An 18,998-nucleotide genomic window follows, 5' to 3' on the forward strand; every position below is an offset into this window, starting at 1 on the left:
AATACTAAATATCTTTCACCATGTTATAGCTACTAATTCCATCAGGATCAGGGATATCATCAGAGGTTTTGCCTTCATTCTTAAATCCTCTCTTCTCATAGAAAGAAAATAACTTAGGTAGACAGGTTAATGTAATAGCCTTTCTTCCCTGCCCTTTTGCAACAGAACTAAGTTGTTCAAGTAAGGCGGTAGCAATCCCATGTTTACGATATTCTGGAGAAACTGCCAAACTTAAAATTGTTTGATACTGATCTTTTGCCTGATTAGGATGATTTTTAAAATATAATTCGTCAGTAATATATCTCTGGTTAAAACTTGGACCTAAAACATGCCCAATAACTTTTCCATCTTCTTCAGCTACCAAGAAAGTATCTGGATAATTTTTAATTCTTCCAATCATATCTTTTTTAGTTTGCTCTTTAGTCATTTGAAAGGCTACTGATTCTAAGTTTACTATCGCTTCTAAATCATTCATTGTCACAGTGCGAATAATCAAAGTAATTCACTCCTTCTTATTTTTATTAAAAGTACCACTTTAAAGTTTAATGTTCAATAATAAAAATTTTAATAAGTAGCAGTGTTTAGCTTTTCTCAAAAACATATTTTAAAATTGATTAACGTTATAGTGTACAGTATAATGTAGCATATAATAACTACTTAGCGTAGGAGGCGGTCATTTATGTCATTAGCAGCAACACAAACTGATTTTAGACAAAACTTCAAGGCTTATATGGATAAAGTTACTGAAGATCAAGAAACAATTTATATTCCTCGTCCAAAACAAAAGGGAGTAGCATTAATCTCACAAGATCGACTTGATTGGTTAGAAAAATATGCTAAAACTGAGCCCGGTACTCTTAAGCATTCTATAGCAGCCGAACATTTAATGGAATTGGGAATTATTCCAGAACAAGGTGAAAGAATCTCTACTGATAAAGAATATGAGAAATTTTGGGAACAGTTCAAATAAGCTATGAAACGTAAGAAAAAATTAGATTTTGTCCCTCGACCTGAATTTGTACATGATCTAAACTACTTGAGTAAATTAGATCCTACAATAGTATCTGAAGTTAAAGAAGCTATTTCAATTTTAAGAGATAATTTAGAGTTACCATCAGAATTTAATGATCATGATTTACATGGATACTATGAAGGAACTTCCGAATTTCACCTAAGAGATACACCCAAAGGATTCAAACCATCGGATAAAAATGATGTAGTAGTTATTTATAAGAAAAGAACTAAATCATTAGTTGTTATTGGTATTAGGATCGGTTCACACGACCATCTTTTTCATGATGAATACAAATTACATCATCGAAAGCCTAAATAATTTTAATAAAAATGGAGTTTCACAACATAAAAGTGAAACTCCATTTTTTAATATTTAATAGAAATATATCCTGGATTGCTACTTTCCAATATCGATCATAATCATATCATGATTTTTATAGTTCTCGTTAAAACCAACTTCCCATGAATCATATTTCACTAATTTTGTCTTTTGTAGCTTATTGTCTTCATCTAACTCATTTAATTTCACTTCGTCAAAGAGAACGTAAATATTCGTAGAAGTTCCATTTTGATAATGTAAGTTAATAGAAGTTATGTCATTCCAACGTAATAAACGCTTAGCAAAATTATTTTCTTTAATATCTTCATCAAACAATTCCATGACGTTAGTTTTAACTTTTTTCGCTAATTCATAATCAATTTGAAAGTGTGCATGCTGGCAACTAATTGTTGTTTCAATTTCATCAACTGGCTCATTTTTAAAGAGCCAGCGATGTGAGATACTTTTAGTTAAATCATCAAAATAAAATGATGGAACTGCATTGATAGGTAATGTCCCTACTTCACAATTTTCAAAAATAAAATCAATACTTATTACTTTCTTAGACATGGTTATCTCCATTTCTACTAAGATCGTCACATTGATTTAAGACACGTAACCTAAGTATACTACAACCTAAGATCATCAGTCTTCAATTCAAAATCAAAAATGTAAATGTTTGATTTACATTGCTTATTAATTCTAAATTCTTAACTTGATCAGGATAAAAGTTTGACACTCTGATTGATTATATTTACTAATTGATTAAACCTATTTAAAAAAGTAATCTACAGGAAATAAGAATTCTTATCTTTTCCAAAATACTTCTTTACGTCACCAACTGTTGAATTAAAATTTTTCATTTAAATCATCCTATCTTCCACGCCGATCAATTCTCTGAGGTTGAGTTCTTTGACTAGAGCTGACTGATAAAAATAATAAACCTAATAAAATTCCGATTATTTGTGACATAATTTTTATTTCCTTGCTATTTTATTTAACTTAACTTGATGTTTATTAGTAGTAGGAAGAAAAACGATTTAAAAAAATTACTATTTTTTATACTAGTATTCGAATTATTTATGAATCTTCAAATATTGCTGCTCAAACTTTTTCTCGCTCACGTTATCTTTAGCGAAATAATATCTTTTTCCTTCAAGACCTTTTGGCATGTAGTTTTGTTTAGCAATCTGAAATGGCTATTCAAATGGATTGTCAATTAAACCACCACCAGTTATTTCTTCTGAATGTTTATAGTGCATGTCGCGTAATCCTCTCGGCATAGGATGCTGACTAGGATATTGCGTATCCTGATCTACTCGTTTCCATATCTGGTCAAAAGAACCAGATTTAGGTGATAAACACATAAGCATCGTCGCAAACATTAATGGATATTTAGTTTTTGGCATCCCAATTTTTTCTGCTTGATTAGCTGCAATGACAATCTGCGTAACTTATTCTGGATTAGCCAAACCAATATAAGTGTAGGGAATTTCACGCAGACGTCTCACTACTGACGATAAATCACCATTTTTTAATAAAACCGCAAGATAATATAGGGCTGCGTCTGTGTCTGAACATGCCATCGAATCAGAATAAGCAGCTAAGTAGTCATAATGCTTTGTTGCTTTCCGATCATATGCAAAATGTTGCTCTTTTACAAATTCTTTGACAGTTTCTATTGAAATCTCGTCACCATTAATTGCATGAATAGTTTCTAATAGATTTAATGCTACACGTAAATCTCCATCCGCTGAACGTGCAATAATTTTAAGTGCTTCTTTATCTATTTGTTTTTCTTCTAAATGAAATATTTCTTTTAAGGCTCGAATTAAAACCTGACTAATATCGTTATCGTTTAAATCCTCAAATTCAAGAATCTGACAACGTGAGCGTACAGCTGGAACAATTGACATAATGGGATTTTCAGTAGTTGCTCCAATTAAAAGAATTTGACTACTTTCTAAATAAGGTAAAAGAAAATCTTGCAAAGTAGTTGTCATGCGGTGAATCTCATCAATTAATAAAATAAAAGATTGATATAGGTAAGTATTAATAATTTGCATTAATTTAGCTTTATTATCAATTGAAGCATTAAAAGTAGCTAGCGGATAATCATATTCGCGAGCAATGATTTGAGCAAGACTAGTCTTTCCCGTTCCTGTTGGACCCCATAATACAAGTGAAATTGGCACATGCTTTTTAGTGATTTGATAAAGTGGCTTACCTTTATCAATTAACTCTTTTTAGCCTACAAACTGTGATAAATCGTTAGGCCTAATTAAATCTGCTAATGGCTTACTTATCGGCATAAAATTCACTCACTCGTTTACTTATAGTAAATAAAATCTTCCCCTAATTATTATCACACTTGCGGTTTCATGACAAATTTATGTGTAATTATAATTCTTGAAACTAACTGTTAATAGACAAAAAAAGACTTGATGTATTACTATGTTAAAATAGCTGATACACCAGGCCTTTTTATTTGCCTACACATTTAAAATATTTATTCCAAGTAATAAAATCCTGTTTTGGAATAGGATTGTATAATCCTAATTCCATCAATTCATCTCCGCCATAAATTTGACCATTTTCTTGATCTTGATAATCATAAAATGGAAATATTCTTGGGTTAGATTTTTAGGAATTCAAGCTGGTCAATATGTTCAGCAATTAATTAACAATAACTTTGTCTTGGACATTAAAGATGCTACTCAATACGAAAACAAAATTAGACAAATTATTGGGTTAGATCACAAAAGCTTAGCTGATTCATTAAAAACAAACGGTATTACTTATGAAATTTTTGGTGATTTATTAGCTGAAATAAACGTTAAAAAAATAGAGCAGCATCATTCAATTGCTACCCTAGCTAAAAGATATATGGATTTAAATTATTTCGATGCAATTCAAATTCAAGACATTGCTAAGTCATTAAATGTGAATGCAAATTATTTAAGTGATTTATTTAAGCAAGAATATGGTATTTCTCCCAAGCAGTATTTAACTGAACTAAAAATAAAAAAAGCTAAGAAATTACTGTTAACAACTAAAAATACGATTACGATTGTCGCTAATTCAGTTGGTTTCAGTGATTCATTAGCTTTTTCAAAAATATTCAAAAAATATACAACTATGTCGCCAAAGCAATATCGAACAAAAAGGCTTAAATAGGTTAATATTTAATTTCTTAAATTTTTCATACAAGAATATCCATTCTGCCTAAAATAAATTCTTCTACTTCATTCTAATTTTTAAAAGCAAACTTTTGTAACAAGAAAATTTCTTCATCGTATTTACACTAGTAATACCATTATTTAAAACTAAGCGTTTCTCATTAATTATGAAATCTATTTTTTGAATTGATTATGAACATATTGGGCATAAAGTGGCGTAGACTTGATCAATTCTTCATGCGTACCAGAGCCAGAAACTGTTCCATGGTCGATAAAGTAGATCTTGTTTGCATCTACTATCGTACTTAATCTATGAGCAATTACTAAAGTCATTCGCTCCTTCATTAGTGAATTAAGCGCCTTTTGCACCATTGCTTCTGATTCAGAATCGAGACTAGCTGTTGCTTCGTCAAGTAACAAAATTTTAGGATCACGTAAGAATGCTCGTGCAATTGCAATTCTTTGACGTTGTCCACCAGACAACTTGATTCCTCGTTCACCAATTTGGGTATCGAGTCCGTCTTCCATCTCTTTAACAAAGCCATCTGCATAAGCCATCTTTAACACATGCCAGAGTTCTTCTTCATTTACTACTCTTTTAAGCCCGTAAACTAGATTTTCTCTAATTGTTCCCGGCATGACAGCTGAATCCTGACCGACTAACCCAATCTGACTTCGCCAATTAGCTAGGTCAATATCTTCAATATTTTTATTACCAATCAAAATCTTACCGGAAGTAGGTTGATAAAAGCGTTCAATTAAAGAAAAAACAGTCGACTTTCCTCCTCCAGACGGACCAGCAAATGCAACAACCGTGTTTGGCTCTGCTTCTACATTAATATCGTAAAGAATTTGTTTTCCTTCTTCATAAGAGAAATCTACATGCTCTAATCGAAGAGCCTTATTTGCAATATCAAATTGATGATTTTTACTGCTGTGTTCTTCATCTTTTTGGAGAATTTCTTGAAGTCGTTCAGTTGAGCCACTGGTTTTAGATAATTGATTGAAAAATTGACTAATGATAATCACAGGGCTCATAATTTGGAAAACATACATTAAAAATGAAATTAATGCGCCCATTGTCATAGATCCACTCATAACTCTGATTGCCCCGTAACCTAAAATTCCCAGAAACATAAGAGTCATTAACATATTGGTAATTGGTGAAGTTAAAGCATTAATCAGTGATTCTTTAACTCCGACACCATAAAGATTATCAATTCGGCCATTACCATTGTTAAGTTCTTTCTCTTCCCCATTAGACGATTTAACTAGCCTTATTTCTTCTAATACACTTGTTGCATCACTTGAAAAAACAGCTAATTCGTCTTGCCGTTTACGTCCAATTTTTCTTGATTGCTGCATTAAAGGAAGCATTGCTAAAACAATTAGTGGAATAGCAATAAACATAATCAAAGTCATTTGCCAATCCATTGAAAGCATAATGATTAAAGCACCAACAAATTGCAAAATAGCAGTCATAGAATTAGGCAATGTATTTGCAAGCAATTCTTTAACCTGCGAAGTATCATTTACAAGTCGAGAACTAATCTCTCCAGTTTTTGTATTATCAAAGTATGAAACTGGCATTTTTAGAAGTTTTTGCCAGACTTCTTTACGCAATTTAGCGACTACGTCTTCACCGAAAATTCCTAGAATCAAACCAGAGATCGAGCTAATTAACAAGCCGATAATAAATACGGCAATTGTCAGAATAATCAAAGATGGTTTTAGATCCTTGAAATTATTTATTAGTCGTTGAGCTAATTGAGGGACAAAAAGATTCGCCATTGTTCCAATAAAACCAAGTAAAACCCCAATAATTAGACGTGAATAGCGTGGTTCTATCTGATTTATTAATTTAAAAAAGTCCTTAAATTTAAACTTAGTCCGTGTATTTCTTTCTGAATACATAAGATACCTCTTTCTTAATAGTTAAGTATCTAACTATTTGGTTAAACATATTAAAACTCTTAGATATCTAACTGTCAATCAAAAAATCATTTTAACTCTTTTAAACTAGCGTTTAATTCTTTTAAGTCATTCTCTAATCGTTCCAGTAAATCATCATTAATGTATTCAGCGATCTTCTCATTAGACTTATTTAGCTGTTCTTTAATCTCTTCAACTTTTTCTTTTCCAGCAGGAGTTAAGTATATTCTTTTAATCCGAGCAGACTTCTCATCTATCTTTCTTATAATATAGCCATAGCGTTCTAAATTTTTGACCATATTAGTGATACTAGCATCCCTTAAGTGGAAATATTTTCCTAGCTCACGCTGCATTGCACCAGGATTGTTACTTAGATATATCAAAGTATGCCCTTGTTGAGGAGTTAAATCTGAGTTTGAAGCTTCTTTACCAAAATAATGCGTTAACTTCATCATGTAAGCACGCATAAGTCGATTTATTTCACGATATTTTTCTACTTTTTTTAACATCTGTTTATTCCATTCATCTATTTTATTTCTATTATACTCAACTATTTACTTTAAAATATTATGCAATTTTCTCTAATTATTGCAAAAGAAAAAAGCCTGGCCAATACCAGACTTATTTTAACGTGTTTCTGCTGTTCCTTATTTATAATTAAAATATGTAAATTAATTACAAAGGCTAGTGCTTATATTAGATTAACGATTACATCATTATATGTATAAAAATAAGTAAACTTATCTATGCCCTATCTCTATAAAAAGTTCTTTAATTATTTTAATTTTTCCTTGAAAAATTCCTCGAACTTATCAAATGGTATTTTGTCCATTTGGTCATACAAATCAGTATGAGTAGCATTAGGTACTTCGACTAATTCTTTTGGATCAGTTAATCTTTCATAAGCTTCTTCTGCCATATAACGTGAATGAGCCCTTTCACCAGTTACAATTAATTTAGGCTGCGTAATTTTTTTAATTCGTTGTTGTAATGGAAAATTGTAATAGCCCCAAGGACTAGTTGCATCCCAAATATGAGCCGAATTAATTGAACGTGGGTGATATGCACGTTTTACATAATAGTTAAAGAATTCAGTCGTTACAGGATCAGCACCTTCTGGCAATTCTTCAGGAAGTAGCTTATTAGATCTAACTGGATTGTCGTTTTCATCAAATGGTAATTCATGATAACCACCAACTTGTGCACCCTTGTCTACTTCTTCCCAACGTATTTGAGCTAAATATTCTTTTTCTTTATCACGTTGTGCTTCAGTCTTTGAGTGATTTAAGCCATCCCACATTGACTCAGCCATGTCATACATAACACTAGTTGCAACTGCTTTAATACGAACATCAATTGAAGCTGCTGTTAAAACATGAGAACCAAGACCGCAGATTCCAAGTGCACCAATTTTTTCACGATCAACAAACTTTTGTGAACCTAAAAAGTCAACTGCTGCACTGAAGTCTTCTACAAAAATATCTGGTGAAGCTACGTTACGTCGATCGCCTGAACTTTCACCAGTCATTGATTGATCAAAAGCCAAAGTAACAAAGCCACGTTCAGCTAAAGTTTGAGCATAAAGACCGCTTGATTGTTCCTTAACTGCACCAAAAGGTCCAGAAATTGCAATAGCCGCATATTTCTTTCCATTTTTAAACTTTTCAGGTAAGTATAAATGTCCTGCTAAGATAAAGCCATAGCGATTTTCAAATCTCACATTTTGAACATCAATCTTAGGATTAATCTTAAAGACTCTAGTATCATTTGCTAACTTTGACATATAATTTCCTTCCTAAGTAATCTCTATTTTTATTTAAACCTAATTTCAATATTACTATACCGACAAAGATTAACTATGTAAAATATTTTATAAATATACTAAAATATAGCTATTAACTATGGAGGATTACTTTAATGGAACTAAGAGTATTACGCTACTTTCTAGCTGTTTGCCAAGAAAAAAATATTACTAAAGCTGCTGAAAGTTTACATATTGCTCAACCTTCTTTATCTAAACAAATGAAAGACTTAGAAAATGAATTAGGTGTTACTTTATTTGTCCGCGGTCATCGCCAAATTTCTTTAACTGAAGAAGGTTATTTTCTACGTGATCGTGCTCAAGAAATGATTGATATGGAGCAGCAAACCGCACAAGCTTTAACCAATTCTAAACTTATCACTGGTACTTTGAACATCGGGACTGGACAATCATTCAAAATTAGGTCAATTACTAAAATTATTGATCAAATTATCCAAACCACACCAAAAGTCCATTTTAATTTTTATGATGGGGATGCCGATGATATAGAAGCTGGAATTAATGATGGCTCGCTTGATTTTGGTATTATTATGGGCGATCGACCTTTAGACGCTTTTGAAAGTTTGATTTTACCAGAAAGAAATCAATTTTTTGCGATTTTTAATAAAAATCTTGCTTTAGCAAAAAAGAATAAAATTACTCCAGAAGATATAATTGATTATCCGATTATTTCTTCTGGACAAAGCTTAGTTAATGACAAATTCAGAAACTGGTGGGGTAATCTATACGATAAAGTTAATAATGTAGCAAATTCCAATTTAGCTTATACCGCTTCACTTTTAGCCAGTGAAGGACACAGCGTTCAAATCACCTACAATAATTTATATGACAAAAACTTAGAGAGGTTAACTGCTCGTCCCCTGTCACCTAAAATTACTGATCCTAATATTGTGATTTGGAAAAAGAATCGTCGATTTTCTAACTTGGGTAATTTATTCTTAGAGAAACTTAGAAATTCCTTGAATGACTTTTAGACATCTTAATATAACAATGTTGCACTTATCTCTGCTGATAAATCAGTATTTAGAAAATTAAATAGAATTTTAACATTGCTGTTTTGACTGTTATTCAAAGTGACTCTTTTAATATATAAAAAAAGCATGAACTAAACGCTCATGCTTTTTTGAACCCCGAAATTCGAATAAAAACTTCAAGATTTTTATTAATTATTCAGATTTTTCCTTCTTACAGCAAACTTCATGCTGGAATGAAAAGTTCTCTAATTGTTCGTCTGATTAAATACAATAGTTTTGATTAATTTATAAAACTAATATCTTGATTCTTAAACAGATCATATACAATTAAATCTGATGAATCCAAATCTTCCTTGTTCATATCAACAGCACTAATTCTGCTGTTATCATAACAATTAAAGTATAAAATACCCTTTTCAAGATTCATACAACTAGTATACATAGTATATTCAAAACTATTAGGACCAACTTGATCCATTCCTTTTGCTTGTTCAACAGACTGCAAAATATGGAAGAAATTAGTAACGTTTTTTACTTCATCATTATCTTTTGGTGCATGATTCAATGCAAAGCATACTTTTACAAAACGTGATTCTGAATCCATTCCACCTGGTAAATGATGAGTACCTAAACTACGACTATATAATTTGAGGTCAACACCTGGAAGAAAATTATTCTCTGGTTCACCTGGGATAACTCCTGCATAATTTGCTAAATTAGTTAATTGTTCTGGGAATAATGGAGCATTAGTCATTGCATTGACTGGATTATCATAAATATGTAACCCTTCTTCATTTGTTTCAACTACAATACTCTTACCAGTTTTATCTCCAACAATCCAGTGTAATTCAGCAGCGGGCATCTCTTTTGAAAAACTTACATTAGAAATATTTGCGTTAGCTAAACCTTCCTTGACTTGATCAACTGTTTCATAAGTTGCAAGTAAATAAGCAATAAATTCAAATGAAGCAATATTCTTCTTATCTTTTGCCACTGGGAAATATTTTCCTGAACCAGCAAAACTTAAACCTGCGACTCCTAAACCTTTTTCATTAATAGCATCGCAATATAATGGAGTATTATCTGCAACAGCTGATACCCCAATCATTGCATAATGTGATTTTTGAGCAGGTAATTCTGTAAACTTAAATTCATAATTTCTTGGCGTAATAACTACTTTTTGACCATAAGCAATTTCATAATCTAAATTTCTGCCAAAATAGTGATCTTTTGGACTATACAAAATTGATGTACACATATTTTAAATATCTCCTTTAATTTAACATCTTTCACCTTGTATCTTACTCCTTATTTAAAAGATATTAAATTATTTTAATTTTAAATAGATTACGTTATTGCATAATAAGAAAAAACTATGAATTACAACTTAATTGGTAAGTTTAATTTTGTATTAATCAACTTAATCTTTCGAAAACAAATAAAAAAGTTTAACGTAAAATCAAATCTCTTTATTTCAATTTGTCATATTCTTCATCAGAAACTGGTTCAAGCCAGATATTTTTACTGTCGCCAACCATTACGGCAATATGAGCAAACCACGAATCCTTTGTAGCTCCATGCCAATGTTTAGTATTCGGATTTACAATAACAACATCACCTGGAAGCATTTTTTGTGCAGGCTTGCCTTCTTCTTGATACCATCCTTCACCTGCTACAGCGATCAAAATTTGAGGAACTGTATGCATATGCCAATTATTACGACATCCTGGTTCAAAACTTACATTTGAAACAGATGTTTTAGCTTCTTTGCTGCTTGCCAGACCTTTGAGGTAACTTGTACCTTTAAAGAATTTAGCATATGCCTCATTAGAATCACCAAAACCAAAAATACTATTTTTTACTTCTTCTTCATTTTTCACCATATTATTACCCCATTTCTAAATTCAATTTTATTTTAAAGCAGAAACATCATGATGCAAAATATTTATTTGTAATATTGTATTATACGTTAAAGGTATGGAACAGATTTAATTTATACGTGCTAACTGAGCTTAATATTTAAATTATTAACTAAAATTTGCTATATTTGTACTAACTATTGATAGAAAGTGTGATCTTATGAAAGTTACTTTTAAGGGCAATGAAGTTAAATTAATTAGCACACCACCTAAAGTCGGCAACGAAATGCCTAATTTCACAGTTTTAGATCAAACAAATCAAAATATTACTAAAAATGATTTACTAGGCAAAGTTAATTTGATCAGCGTTGTACCAGATATTAACACTCCTGTTTGCAGTATCCAAACTAAGATGTTTAATAAGAAAATGGATCAATTTCCAGAAGTTAACTTTTTAACTATTTCAACAAACACTGTCCAAGATCAACAAAAATGGTGTGCAGCTGAAGATGTTAAAAATATGCAGCTAATGTCTGATAAAGACCTATCTTTTGGTAAATCAACTGGCTTGTTAATCCCTGCATCAGGAATTCTAGCACGCTCAGTTTGGATTATTAATTCAAAAGGTGAAATTTTATATCGTGAAATTGTTGATGAAATTACGCATGAGCCAAACTATGATGATGCTTTAAGAGAATTAAAGAAGTTAGTATAAATTTTTAAAATCATATTGAACAAATCATGAGTCCGCACAATTAATTAAAATTTCAACTACCATTGCATATTCATTTTTAATAATCAATTGGAGGTTGAAAAGCAATTTTTCTTTTGCTAGAATTTGCGTAGATGAATAATTCCCACCGGGGAAAGAACAATTAAGAGTAGAACATATCTCGTTAGGTCTTAGAAGAGATGTGTTACTGCTCTTTTATTTTGGAGGAAAAATTATGACATGGATTTCTCTAATTCTTGCTGGATTATTTGAAGTTTTTTGGGCTACTACAATGAAACTTAGCCAGGGATTCTCGCATCTAGGTTGGTCGATTGCAACCGTTATTGGTATGATTGCTAGTTTCACTGGTTTAATTGCTGCAACAAGACATTTACCAATTGGAATTGCCTATCCAGTTTGGACAGGAATTGGTGCCGTTGGTTCTGTAATTGTCGGTGTTATCGTCTTTCATGACCAAATGAATACTCTAACCTGGATTTTTGTAGGTTTACTGATAAATGCAATTATCGGGATTAAAATTACATCTGGACATTAAAAAAGGAGCTTCTCTGCTGAAGCTCCTTTTTTAATCTAAAATATATCGTTTAATTAAATCTACAATCTGTTCATTAATTGTTGTAAAACTTTTAACAACACCTTGATAAAGATGTGCCAATCAGATTTTCCCATCTTTCTAAAAACAAAGTTCCAAGTACTGCTGTTATTGCCATTACTCTAGGAATATTAATTGGATTTATTTTAGATGTAATCGCAACGTCAATTAATAAATTGATCGGTAGTTTCTTTATTGTGGTATATAGTTCTAGTGTCTTACCTGGCATAGTACCATGGTTTGTAATTTTAATTTTTAATTTCTGAATTAAAGTTTAGAAAAAATAATCCAAACTTGTTACATGATCGTCCCTTCAAAATGCCAATCTTTCCCTTCAGCAATTACTTTTTATTATTTATACTACTTCTACTTCTTATCTTTATATTTATTAATCCTGATACAAGAGTATCGGTTTCAATTGGAGTAGTATTTTACTTATTATCACTTCAATGTATTTCTTCAAGAAAAGAAAACACGGTCATACAAAATAAATAATCATCATATATCATAAAACCCACGCCAATCTTATTTCCAAAATTAGCGTGGGGTTCTTTTTCTTAATTAAATTTATTTCTTACTAAAAATCAAATGCAAGCCGCCATCCTTTAGCTTCTTCACATCTTTGATTTCAAAGTTATCATCTACATAATCACCCAGAGTATCAAAAGCCGCTTTTTTACTTGCATCACCGCTAACAATATATGGAATACCCATTGACCGTAAAAATGCTAAATATTCTTTCTTAGCTTGCCTTGTCACTACCTAAATGGCATGCATTTTGTGACCATTGTATTCAAAGTAATTTACTGGCCAACCATCTTTTCCCTTACGATTAAAAGCAACTGACCAAGTTTCTGCTTCAACTTTTGGAAGCCAATCTTCATATCCAACATTTGAAGTATCATATTGACTTAAATCAACGTCAGCAGGTGCAGCATACATTTGAATTGTCTCTCGGTCATTTCCATCTGCATCACTTAAATGAAATAGTTCATCAAAATAATATTGACCTGAATAGTCACTACCGTAAGGTCCGTCAATTGAGACGTACATATGAACAATTACTTTACTTCTCTTCATTCATATCCTCTACTTTTATTATTTTAAATTCTTTTTAAAGAAATCTTCTACCTTGTCAAATGGGATTTTTTCTACATTGTCATAAAGATCAATATGCTCTGCATCGTCAACAATGTATTTTTCTTTTGGTTCATTTGCTAAATCGTATGCTCTTTCAGAAAAGGCGTGTGAATGAGCATGATCACCAAAGATAAATAAAATTGGTCTTGGTGTAATTTCATCAATATGTGCTAAAGCATCAAATTGCAACATTGATAAATCAGACGTCGTAGTAAATCCACCACGCGCATTTGCATGAAATCCACGTGGTACAGCATAGAATCTCATCCATTCATTAGTAATTGGATCAGTTTCTGGCAATGAATCGATATCAGGATATGGACGATCTGGGAAAAATGGTTTGTATTCTGATTCGTCATTAGCATAATCGACCCAACGTTGACGAGTTAACTTGTCCTTTAATTCATCAAGTTGATCTTTAGACAAATTCTGCATTCCGCGAATATCGGTAATATCATAAAGAGAGGCCGTTGCAATTGCCTTAATTCTAGTATCTACACTAGCAGCTGATAAACTAAAACCACCTGAACCACAAATGCCGATTACTCCAATCTTTTCACGATCAACAAATGGTACTTGAATGCCCAAATAATCAACTGCTGCTGAGAAGCTTTCTGCAAATAAATCTGGTGAAGAAACATGGCGAGGATCGCCTTCTGATTCGCCCATATATACTTGATCAAAAGTTAAAACTACAAATCCTCTTTGTGCTAATTCATTTGCCCAAACTGATGGACCTTGCTCCTTAGTTCCACCATAAGGTGCTCCAATAATTAAAGCTGGCAACTTATCTTTTAATTGATCTAAGTCTTTTGAATAGTATAAGTCACCTGCTAATTTTAAGCTGTACCGATTATAAAAGTTAATATGATCTCTTTCTACATTTTCATTAAGTTTTTGAATATAGCCGTATGCCATTTAAATTTCCTCTTTCCTGTTGTTTTTATAAGTTTGTAGTTTTATCATAGTACCTAAAGTCGACTTTAGGTCAAGAACTTTTTTATTTAGAAAGGAAAAATTGAATGGCTACTTTAACTAGAGAAAAAACATACTCAATTGGGCAAGTTGCTCAAATGTTTAATTTATCAGTACCTGCTATCCGTTATTATGATCAACAAAAATTGATCCCTAATTTAAAGAAGAACAAGTCTGGTATACGGCAATTTACTAATGAAAACATTGCTACATTAAAGATGATTGAATGTCTTAAAAACGCTGGCATGCCAATTAAAGATATTCAAGAATTTATGAAAATGGTTCAAAAAGGCGATGAAACTTTATCTGATCGATTAAAGATGTTTTTAAGTTTAAAACAAAAAGTTGAAAAACAAATGGAAGAAATTCAAAACACTTTAGACATGATCAATTTCAAGTGTGATTACTATGGTCAAGCTGTGGAAGATGGCACTGAAGACAGGGTTAAAAAGGAAATGCCTTTATCAAATATTATTAAATTAGATATGGAGGAAAAATAAAGTTGAATATTCCTTTAACTAAACGCGTTTCGATGATTGAATTGTTCTATGACTTAGTTTTTGCTTATATGATTTCACAAGCAACTTCCTTAATTCACCACTTAAGTCATGGAGTTATTTCAATTACTTCTCTATTTACCTTCTTTATTGTGGTTATCGTTTTTATTAATTCGTGGATGATTCAGTCAGTCTTTACCAATCGATATGGTGAAAGTACCTGGACAGATATAGCTTTTTATTTTATCGACATGATGGTATTGCTCTACATGACTAATTCTTTTTCAGCAACTAGTTTTCGTGATATGCGTATTTTCTTCACTGCTGCTGGAATTTTATCGTTTACACTAATGCTTCAGTATTTAATCGTATATTTCAAAACTTCTGAAATTGTTGATAAAAAGATCGCTCAATCTTACGTTTTAATTTTGCTTTTTAGAACCGTTACATTATTGATCGGTGGTTTAATTAACACTTATATTGGAAATGTAATTGCAATTGCTGGAGTAATTATCTCCTGGATGATGCCAATGTTAACTGGTAAATATGCTAAAGAACATCCGATTATTTTTTCACACTTGCTTGAAAGACTTACTTTGTTAATCATTATCACTTTTGGTGAAACTATTATTGGTATTGCTGATTACTTTAAGCCAACTATATTCTCAGTTTATTCAATTCTTATCTTCTTAATTGTAGCAGCTCTTTTCTTTACTTACATTAACGAATTCGATCACCAAATCGAAGAAAAGAGAACTGGTCAAACTGGATTTCTATTAATATACTTACACTACTTAATTTTATTTGGCTTGAGTCTAATTACCGTTTCGCTGAAGTTCATTAACGAAAGAGAAGCTAATACCGTTTTTGCAATTAGTGCCTTATATGGCGGGATCTTTCTTTTCTATCTAGGAATTGCAGCAGCCTTACACTATAATTTAGAAAAATTCAGAAATCAAAAGACACTTACCTTGCTTACCCTTCTTATAACTGTAGTTGGATATATTCTTTGCCTCTTCTTCCCTTCTTTTGGCTTAATTACAGTTATCACAATGATAATAACGTTATTTAGTGCAGCATTAAAAGTTAGTCTATTTTATACAAGATAAGAAAAACGTATTCTACTTTGAAAGTTAAATGTAGAATACCTTTTTTTTGAACCTTTTATTCAATACTATTACTAGCCTTTTGTAATATTAATATGCTACTATACGTTTAGTGAATAGCAAGGAAGTGTAAAATATGGCTGATCTAGAATTATTAAAAGAGCTAGTTGCTTTCGAGCAATATGGAACTTTAAGTGCAACAGCTGAACATTTAATGATAACTCAACCTAGCGTTACTCGTGGGATGAAAAAACTAGAACAAGAACTAGGTGTACCCTTATTTAATCGTGAAGTTAATCGAATCACTTTAAATGAAACAGGAAAATTAGCTGCCAAAAAGGCGAAGGAATTACTCCAAGCTGAGCAAGACTTTACTGAGGCAGTAATTAATTTTGGACACATGCAAGAATATATCAATATTGGCAGTGTTATTCCTGGTCCTCTACTTTACCTTGAAGATATTAAAGATGAATTCAATCAAACTTTAAAATTTAATCATCAACTAGTTAAGCCAGAAAATGTTGTTTCTGATTTAATTAATTACAAAGAACGTTTGATTTTTACAGATCAAGAAATTTTGGACAATGATGAGGTTGAATCGATGTTTCTTGGAATTGAAAAATTAGCAGTTAAGATAAGTGAATTCAATCCTCTATCTGCACGTGAAAGTATTACATATAAAGATTTAGCTGGTCAAAGTTTCTTGGTAGTCAATGATATTGGCTCTTGGAAGAAAATTATTGAAGGCCATATTCTTGATGCTAAATTTTTATTCCAAGAAGACTTAAATTCATTAGATGAACTAACCCAATATTCTAATTTTCCTGTTTTTAGATCGAATTTGACGCAGAGTCTTGAGAATCACAATACCGATAGTGGACGCATTTTAGTGCCTATCGAAGATGACAATAATTATATTGAAGTCTATGGGACATACTTAGCCAGTCAACGCAGCATTGTGCAACCTCTGTTAAAAGAAGTTGCCAAAAACTGGCCCCAAAATTTTGAAAACGAAAAAAAGTAGGACTCATGTCCTACTTTTTTAATGCTGTCAAAGAATAATTATTTTAAGGTCTATTGTGTAGTTGTTTAAAAATCAAAATATTAGCTTTTAATATACTGGCTTATCTGAGCCTTGAGTTGCAGGATCTGCAAAGCCAATACTTTCATCGCTATATTTAGAAGGATCGTTGATGATTGATACTACAACATCTGCAACGCTCTTTCTTGAAACAGATACACCAACATATTCTTCACCTTTTTGGGTAACAGTATAGTTAGTATCGTTGCGGTCATTAAGCCATGCTAAACGCATAACAGTCCAGTCAAGATCGGAATTTTCAATTGCTTCATCAGATAAAACCATTGGATTATCTGGTTCAACCTTACCATTAAAGCAGACATCACGGTTGTAATCACCAAACTTGCCAGGAACTTCATCATAGATTCCAAGAATATTAGAAGAAATCAAACGCTTAACTCCTTCTTCATCCATAATCTTGATAATGTCCTTAGTAACAGTGGCACCAGCACCATGATCAACAAATGAAACATAAACAATGTCTTGACCCTTAATTGCTTTTCTAAGGTCTTCAGGCTTATTAGCATCCCCATCAATAATAGTTACTTGATCGTTGTTTGCTAAATCAGAAAGACGGCTTGCATTTCTAAGAAACAAGGTTAAATGTACATCTTTATCTTCATTTAGAAGACGATCTTCAACTAAACGTGCGATTTGTCCATTTGCACCAATAATTGCTACATTTTTTGTCATAATATTTTTCTTCCTCTCTTAAATTCTTTACAAGTAAAAGTATATTGCGTATGCCCTATTATGAAAATTACTACTTAACTATAGGGCTATGCAGCTTCTGTATAGTAAATTAGATTTTTAAACTTCTAATACTATTGCCAAAGATACTCTCGATTGCTAACGGATCTCGATGATCAAAGAACTGACTTTGCCCTTTATCAAGCTTTGCAATAGTTTCCATATCTTCTTTAGATAATTCAAAGTCAAAAACATCGAAGTTTTCGGCCATTCGAACTTTATGAATTGTCTTTGGAATTACCACTAATCCGCGTTGAATTAACCAACGTAAAATAACCTGTGCGTTTGAGCGATGATACTTTTCACCAATTTTAGCAATAATTTCATTAGTGAAAATATCATTTTTTCCTTCTGCTAGTGGAGCCCAAGCTTCAATAGTAATATTTTGATTTTGATAATAATCAAGTTCCTCTGTACGTTGATACCAAGGCGAGACTTCAATTTGATTAATTGCAGGCTTTACGTTACTCATTAATTCAAGATTTTTAACTTGATCAGGATAAAAATTAGATACACCAATTGACCTAATCTTTCCCTCTTGTTGAGCTTCTTCTAAAGCTTTCCAAGCACCAGCAATGTCGCCATAAGGTTGGTGGAGCAAGTATAGATCAAGATAGTTTGTTTTCAATCGTTTTAAGCTCTCATCAATTGCTTCTTTTGCATCTTCATATTTGTATTGATTAATCCAGAGTTTAGATGTTATAAAAAAATCTTCCCTGTCAATACCACTATCACGAATTGCACTTCCCACTGCTTCTTCATTGTTATAAGCCACAGCTGTATCAAATAAACGATAACCAACATCAATGGCATCTTTTACAGCTTGATTGGCCTTAGCTGAATCAGAAATTTGAAAAAGTCCAAAACCTAACTGTGGCATTTTATTACCATCATTTAAAGTAATGTACTTCATTGTTTCCTCCATAAAACTTTATTTTCTTAAATGTTTATGCTTTAAGTATACTGAGGATCGAATAAATTAAAATTACTAGTATCTTATGGTGCTATACGCTTATTGCATACAA

Annotated in this window: 22 protein-coding genes and 1 pseudogene; 10 read left to right on the forward strand and 13 right to left on the reverse strand. The window is 31.8% G+C overall.

The features are described 5' to 3' along the window. Positions 1-4: 4 nt before the first annotated feature. Entirely contained in the window at positions 5-502 is a 498-nt protein-coding gene (locus QM512_RS03570) for a GNAT family N-acetyltransferase (protein WP_282806446.1), read from the reverse strand. Positions 503-679: 177 nt separating this feature from the next. Between QM512_RS03570 and QM512_RS03575 the strand changes: the two genes are divergently transcribed. Both QM512_RS03575 and QM512_RS03580 read left to right on the forward strand, forming a co-directional pair. After that, positions 680-970: a type II toxin-antitoxin system Phd/YefM family antitoxin gene (locus QM512_RS03575; protein ID WP_282806151.1), complete on the forward strand. Its 291-nt coding sequence runs from the start codon at positions 680-682 to the stop codon at positions 968-970. Positions 971-973: 3 nt separating this feature from the next. Next, positions 974-1,333, forward strand: coding sequence for a type II toxin-antitoxin system mRNA interferase toxin, RelE/StbE family (locus QM512_RS03580; RefSeq protein WP_282806152.1), 360 nt, complete (start codon positions 974-976; stop codon positions 1,331-1,333). Between the two features lie 78 nt (positions 1,334-1,411). Here QM512_RS03580 and QM512_RS03585 read toward each other — a convergent pair whose 3' ends face one another. Both QM512_RS03585 and QM512_RS03590 read right to left on the reverse strand, forming a co-directional pair. Continuing rightward, positions 1,412-1,903 carry a hypothetical protein gene (locus tag QM512_RS03585; RefSeq protein WP_282806153.1) on the reverse strand — a complete coding sequence of 164 codons (492 nt, stop codon included), beginning with the start codon at positions 1,901-1,903 and terminating at the stop codon, positions 1,412-1,414. Between the two features lie 506 nt (positions 1,904-2,409). Then, a pseudogene (locus tag QM512_RS03590) lies at positions 2,410-3,645 on the reverse strand (replication-associated recombination protein A). Between the two features lie 286 nt (positions 3,646-3,931). Between QM512_RS03590 and QM512_RS03595 the strand changes: the two are divergent. Further along, entirely contained in the window at positions 3,932-4,510 is a 579-nt protein-coding gene (locus tag QM512_RS03595) for a helix-turn-helix domain-containing protein (RefSeq protein ID WP_282806154.1), read from the forward strand. A gap of 176 nt (positions 4,511-4,686) precedes the next feature. On the opposite strand, the gene QM512_RS03600 is transcribed toward QM512_RS03595, so the two are convergent. The 3 genes from QM512_RS03600 to QM512_RS03610 form a co-directional block, all read right to left on the reverse strand. Then, positions 4,687-6,426 carry an ABC transporter ATP-binding protein gene (locus tag QM512_RS03600; RefSeq protein WP_282806155.1) on the reverse strand — a complete coding sequence of 580 codons (1,740 nt, stop codon included), beginning with the start codon at positions 6,424-6,426 and terminating at the stop codon, positions 4,687-4,689. Positions 6,427-6,512: 86 nt separating this feature from the next. Beyond that, positions 6,513-6,953 carry a MarR family winged helix-turn-helix transcriptional regulator gene (locus QM512_RS03605; RefSeq protein ID WP_282806156.1) on the reverse strand — a complete coding sequence of 147 codons (441 nt, stop codon included), beginning with the start codon at positions 6,951-6,953 and terminating at the stop codon, positions 6,513-6,515. A 266-nt stretch (positions 6,954-7,219) separates the two neighbouring features. Continuing rightward, positions 7,220-8,227 carry an alpha/beta hydrolase gene (locus tag QM512_RS03610; protein ID WP_282806157.1) on the reverse strand — a complete coding sequence of 336 codons (1,008 nt, stop codon included), beginning with the start codon at positions 8,225-8,227 and terminating at the stop codon, positions 7,220-7,222. Positions 8,228-8,361: 134 nt separating this feature from the next. Here QM512_RS03610 and QM512_RS03615 point away from each other — a divergent pair, with 134 nt between their 5' ends. Next, positions 8,362-9,240 carry a LysR family transcriptional regulator gene (locus tag QM512_RS03615; RefSeq protein WP_282806158.1) on the forward strand — a complete coding sequence of 293 codons (879 nt, stop codon included), beginning with the start codon at positions 8,362-8,364 and terminating at the stop codon, positions 9,238-9,240. Between the two features lie 280 nt (positions 9,241-9,520). Here the strand turns inward: QM512_RS03615 and bsh are convergent, their stop codons facing one another. Next, positions 9,521-10,498: a choloylglycine hydrolase gene (bsh, locus tag QM512_RS03620; RefSeq protein ID WP_282806159.1), complete on the reverse strand. Its 978-nt coding sequence runs from the start codon at positions 10,496-10,498 to the stop codon at positions 9,521-9,523. Positions 10,499-10,709: 211 nt separating this feature from the next. After that, the gene (locus QM512_RS03625; RefSeq protein ID WP_282806160.1) at positions 10,710-11,123 is read right to left on the reverse strand and encodes a cupin domain-containing protein; all 414 of its coding nucleotides are present in this window, start codon (positions 11,121-11,123) and stop codon (positions 10,710-10,712) included. 196 nt (positions 11,124-11,319) lie between these two features. On the opposite strand from QM512_RS03625, the gene tpx reads away from it, so the two are divergent. The 3 genes from tpx (at position 11,320) to QM512_RS03640 (ending at position 12,690) form a co-directional block, all read left to right on the forward strand. Continuing rightward, positions 11,320-11,814 (forward strand): thiol peroxidase, encoded by a 495-nt coding sequence (tpx, locus tag QM512_RS03630; RefSeq protein ID WP_282806161.1) that lies wholly within the window; start codon positions 11,320-11,322, stop codon positions 11,812-11,814. A 232-nt stretch (positions 11,815-12,046) separates the two neighbouring features. Next, a complete protein-coding gene (locus QM512_RS03635; protein ID WP_282806162.1) occupies positions 12,047-12,367 on the forward strand; it encodes a DMT family transporter in 321 nt (106 codons plus the stop codon). Positions 12,368-12,480: 113 nt separating this feature from the next. Continuing rightward, complete coding sequence (locus QM512_RS03640) at positions 12,481-12,690, forward strand: hypothetical protein (protein WP_282806163.1); 210 nt, start codon at positions 12,481-12,483, stop codon at positions 12,688-12,690. 301 nt (positions 12,691-12,991) lie between these two features. On the opposite strand, the gene QM512_RS03645 is transcribed toward QM512_RS03640, so the two are convergent. Genes QM512_RS03645 through QM512_RS03655 form a run of 3 tightly spaced genes read right to left on the reverse strand, consistent with a single transcriptional unit; the run spans position 12,992 to position 14,482 of the window. Then, a complete protein-coding gene (locus tag QM512_RS03645) occupies positions 12,992-13,183 on the reverse strand; it encodes a hypothetical protein (RefSeq protein WP_282806164.1) in 192 nt (63 codons plus the stop codon). A gap of 3 nt (positions 13,184-13,186) precedes the next feature. Next, positions 13,187-13,504, reverse strand: a complete 318-nt coding sequence (locus QM512_RS03650) for a hypothetical protein (RefSeq protein ID WP_282806165.1) — start codon at positions 13,502-13,504, stop codon at positions 13,187-13,189. An 18-nt stretch (positions 13,505-13,522) separates the two neighbouring features. After that, positions 13,523-14,482: an alpha/beta hydrolase gene (locus QM512_RS03655; protein WP_282806166.1), complete on the reverse strand. Its 960-nt coding sequence runs from the start codon at positions 14,480-14,482 to the stop codon at positions 13,523-13,525. Between the two features lie 104 nt (positions 14,483-14,586). Here QM512_RS03655 and QM512_RS03660 point away from each other — a divergent pair, with 104 nt between their 5' ends. The 3 genes from QM512_RS03660 (at position 14,587) to QM512_RS03670 (ending at position 17,166) form a co-directional block, all read left to right on the forward strand. Then, entirely contained in the window at positions 14,587-15,039 is a 453-nt protein-coding gene (locus QM512_RS03660; RefSeq protein ID WP_282806167.1) for a MerR family transcriptional regulator, read from the forward strand. A gap of 2 nt (positions 15,040-15,041) precedes the next feature. Further along, on the forward strand, positions 15,042-16,145 hold the full coding sequence (locus QM512_RS03665) for a low temperature requirement protein A (RefSeq protein ID WP_282806168.1): 1,104 nt from the start codon (positions 15,042-15,044) through the stop codon (positions 16,143-16,145). A gap of 133 nt (positions 16,146-16,278) precedes the next feature. Beyond that, positions 16,279-17,166: a LysR family transcriptional regulator gene (locus tag QM512_RS03670; protein ID WP_282806169.1), complete on the forward strand. Its 888-nt coding sequence runs from the start codon at positions 16,279-16,281 to the stop codon at positions 17,164-17,166. 87 nt (positions 17,167-17,253) lie between these two features. On the opposite strand, the gene QM512_RS03675 is transcribed toward QM512_RS03670, so the two are convergent. Together QM512_RS03675 and QM512_RS03680 are read right to left on the reverse strand one after the other, a co-directional pair. Next, the gene (locus QM512_RS03675) at positions 17,254-17,916 is read right to left on the reverse strand and encodes an NAD(P)H-binding protein (protein ID WP_282806170.1); all 663 of its coding nucleotides are present in this window, start codon (positions 17,914-17,916) and stop codon (positions 17,254-17,256) included. 109 nt (positions 17,917-18,025) lie between these two features. Further along, entirely contained in the window at positions 18,026-18,886 is an 861-nt protein-coding gene (locus tag QM512_RS03680; protein WP_282806171.1) for an aldo/keto reductase, read from the reverse strand. Between the last annotated feature and the right edge of the window lie 112 nt (positions 18,887-18,998).

This window comes from Lactobacillus isalae (assembly GCF_947539375.1).
Classification (GTDB): domain Bacteria; phylum Bacillota; class Bacilli; order Lactobacillales; family Lactobacillaceae; genus Lactobacillus; species Lactobacillus isalae.

What these genes read in the sequence shown, in the direction of transcription:
- QM512_RS03575 (WP_282806151.1), top strand. Translation starts at nt 680, where the DNA reads ATGTCATTAGCAGCAACACAAACTGATTTTAGACAAAACTTCAAGGCT.
- QM512_RS03580 (WP_282806152.1), top strand. Translation starts at nt 974, where the DNA reads ATGAAACGTAAGAAAAAATTAGATTTTGTCCCTCGACCTGAATTTGTA.
- QM512_RS03585 (WP_282806153.1), bottom strand. Translation starts at nt 1,903, where the DNA reads ATGTCTAAGAAAGTAATAAGTATTGATTTTATTTTTGAAAATTGTGAA.
- QM512_RS03600 (WP_282806155.1), bottom strand. Translation starts at nt 6,426, where the DNA reads ATGTATTCAGAAAGAAATACACGGACTAAGTTTAAATTTAAGGACTTT.
- QM512_RS03605 (WP_282806156.1), bottom strand. Translation starts at nt 6,953, where the DNA reads ATGTTAAAAAAAGTAGAAAAATATCGTGAAATAAATCGACTTATGCGT.
- QM512_RS03610 (WP_282806157.1), bottom strand. Translation starts at nt 8,227, where the DNA reads ATGTCAAAGTTAGCAAATGATACTAGAGTCTTTAAGATTAATCCTAAG.
- QM512_RS03615 (WP_282806158.1), top strand. Translation starts at nt 8,362, where the DNA reads ATGGAACTAAGAGTATTACGCTACTTTCTAGCTGTTTGCCAAGAAAAA.
- bsh (WP_282806159.1), bottom strand. Translation starts at nt 10,498, where the DNA reads ATGTGTACATCAATTTTGTATAGTCCAAAAGATCACTATTTTGGCAGA.
- QM512_RS03625 (WP_282806160.1), bottom strand. Translation starts at nt 11,123, where the DNA reads ATGGTGAAAAATGAAGAAGAAGTAAAAAATAGTATTTTTGGTTTTGGT.
- tpx (WP_282806161.1), top strand. Translation starts at nt 11,320, where the DNA reads ATGAAAGTTACTTTTAAGGGCAATGAAGTTAAATTAATTAGCACACCA.
- QM512_RS03635 (WP_282806162.1), top strand. Translation starts at nt 12,047, where the DNA reads ATGACATGGATTTCTCTAATTCTTGCTGGATTATTTGAAGTTTTTTGG.
- QM512_RS03650 (WP_282806165.1), bottom strand. Translation starts at nt 13,504, where the DNA reads ATGAAGAGAAGTAAAGTAATTGTTCATATGTACGTCTCAATTGACGGA.
- QM512_RS03655 (WP_282806166.1), bottom strand. Translation starts at nt 14,482, where the DNA reads ATGGCATACGGCTATATTCAAAAACTTAATGAAAATGTAGAAAGAGAT.
- QM512_RS03660 (WP_282806167.1), top strand. Translation starts at nt 14,587, where the DNA reads ATGGCTACTTTAACTAGAGAAAAAACATACTCAATTGGGCAAGTTGCT.
- QM512_RS03670 (WP_282806169.1), top strand. Translation starts at nt 16,279, where the DNA reads ATGGCTGATCTAGAATTATTAAAAGAGCTAGTTGCTTTCGAGCAATAT.
- QM512_RS03675 (WP_282806170.1), bottom strand. Translation starts at nt 17,916, where the DNA reads ATGACAAAAAATGTAGCAATTATTGGTGCAAATGGACAAATCGCACGT.
- QM512_RS03680 (WP_282806171.1), bottom strand. Translation starts at nt 18,886, where the DNA reads ATGAAGTACATTACTTTAAATGATGGTAATAAAATGCCACAGTTAGGT.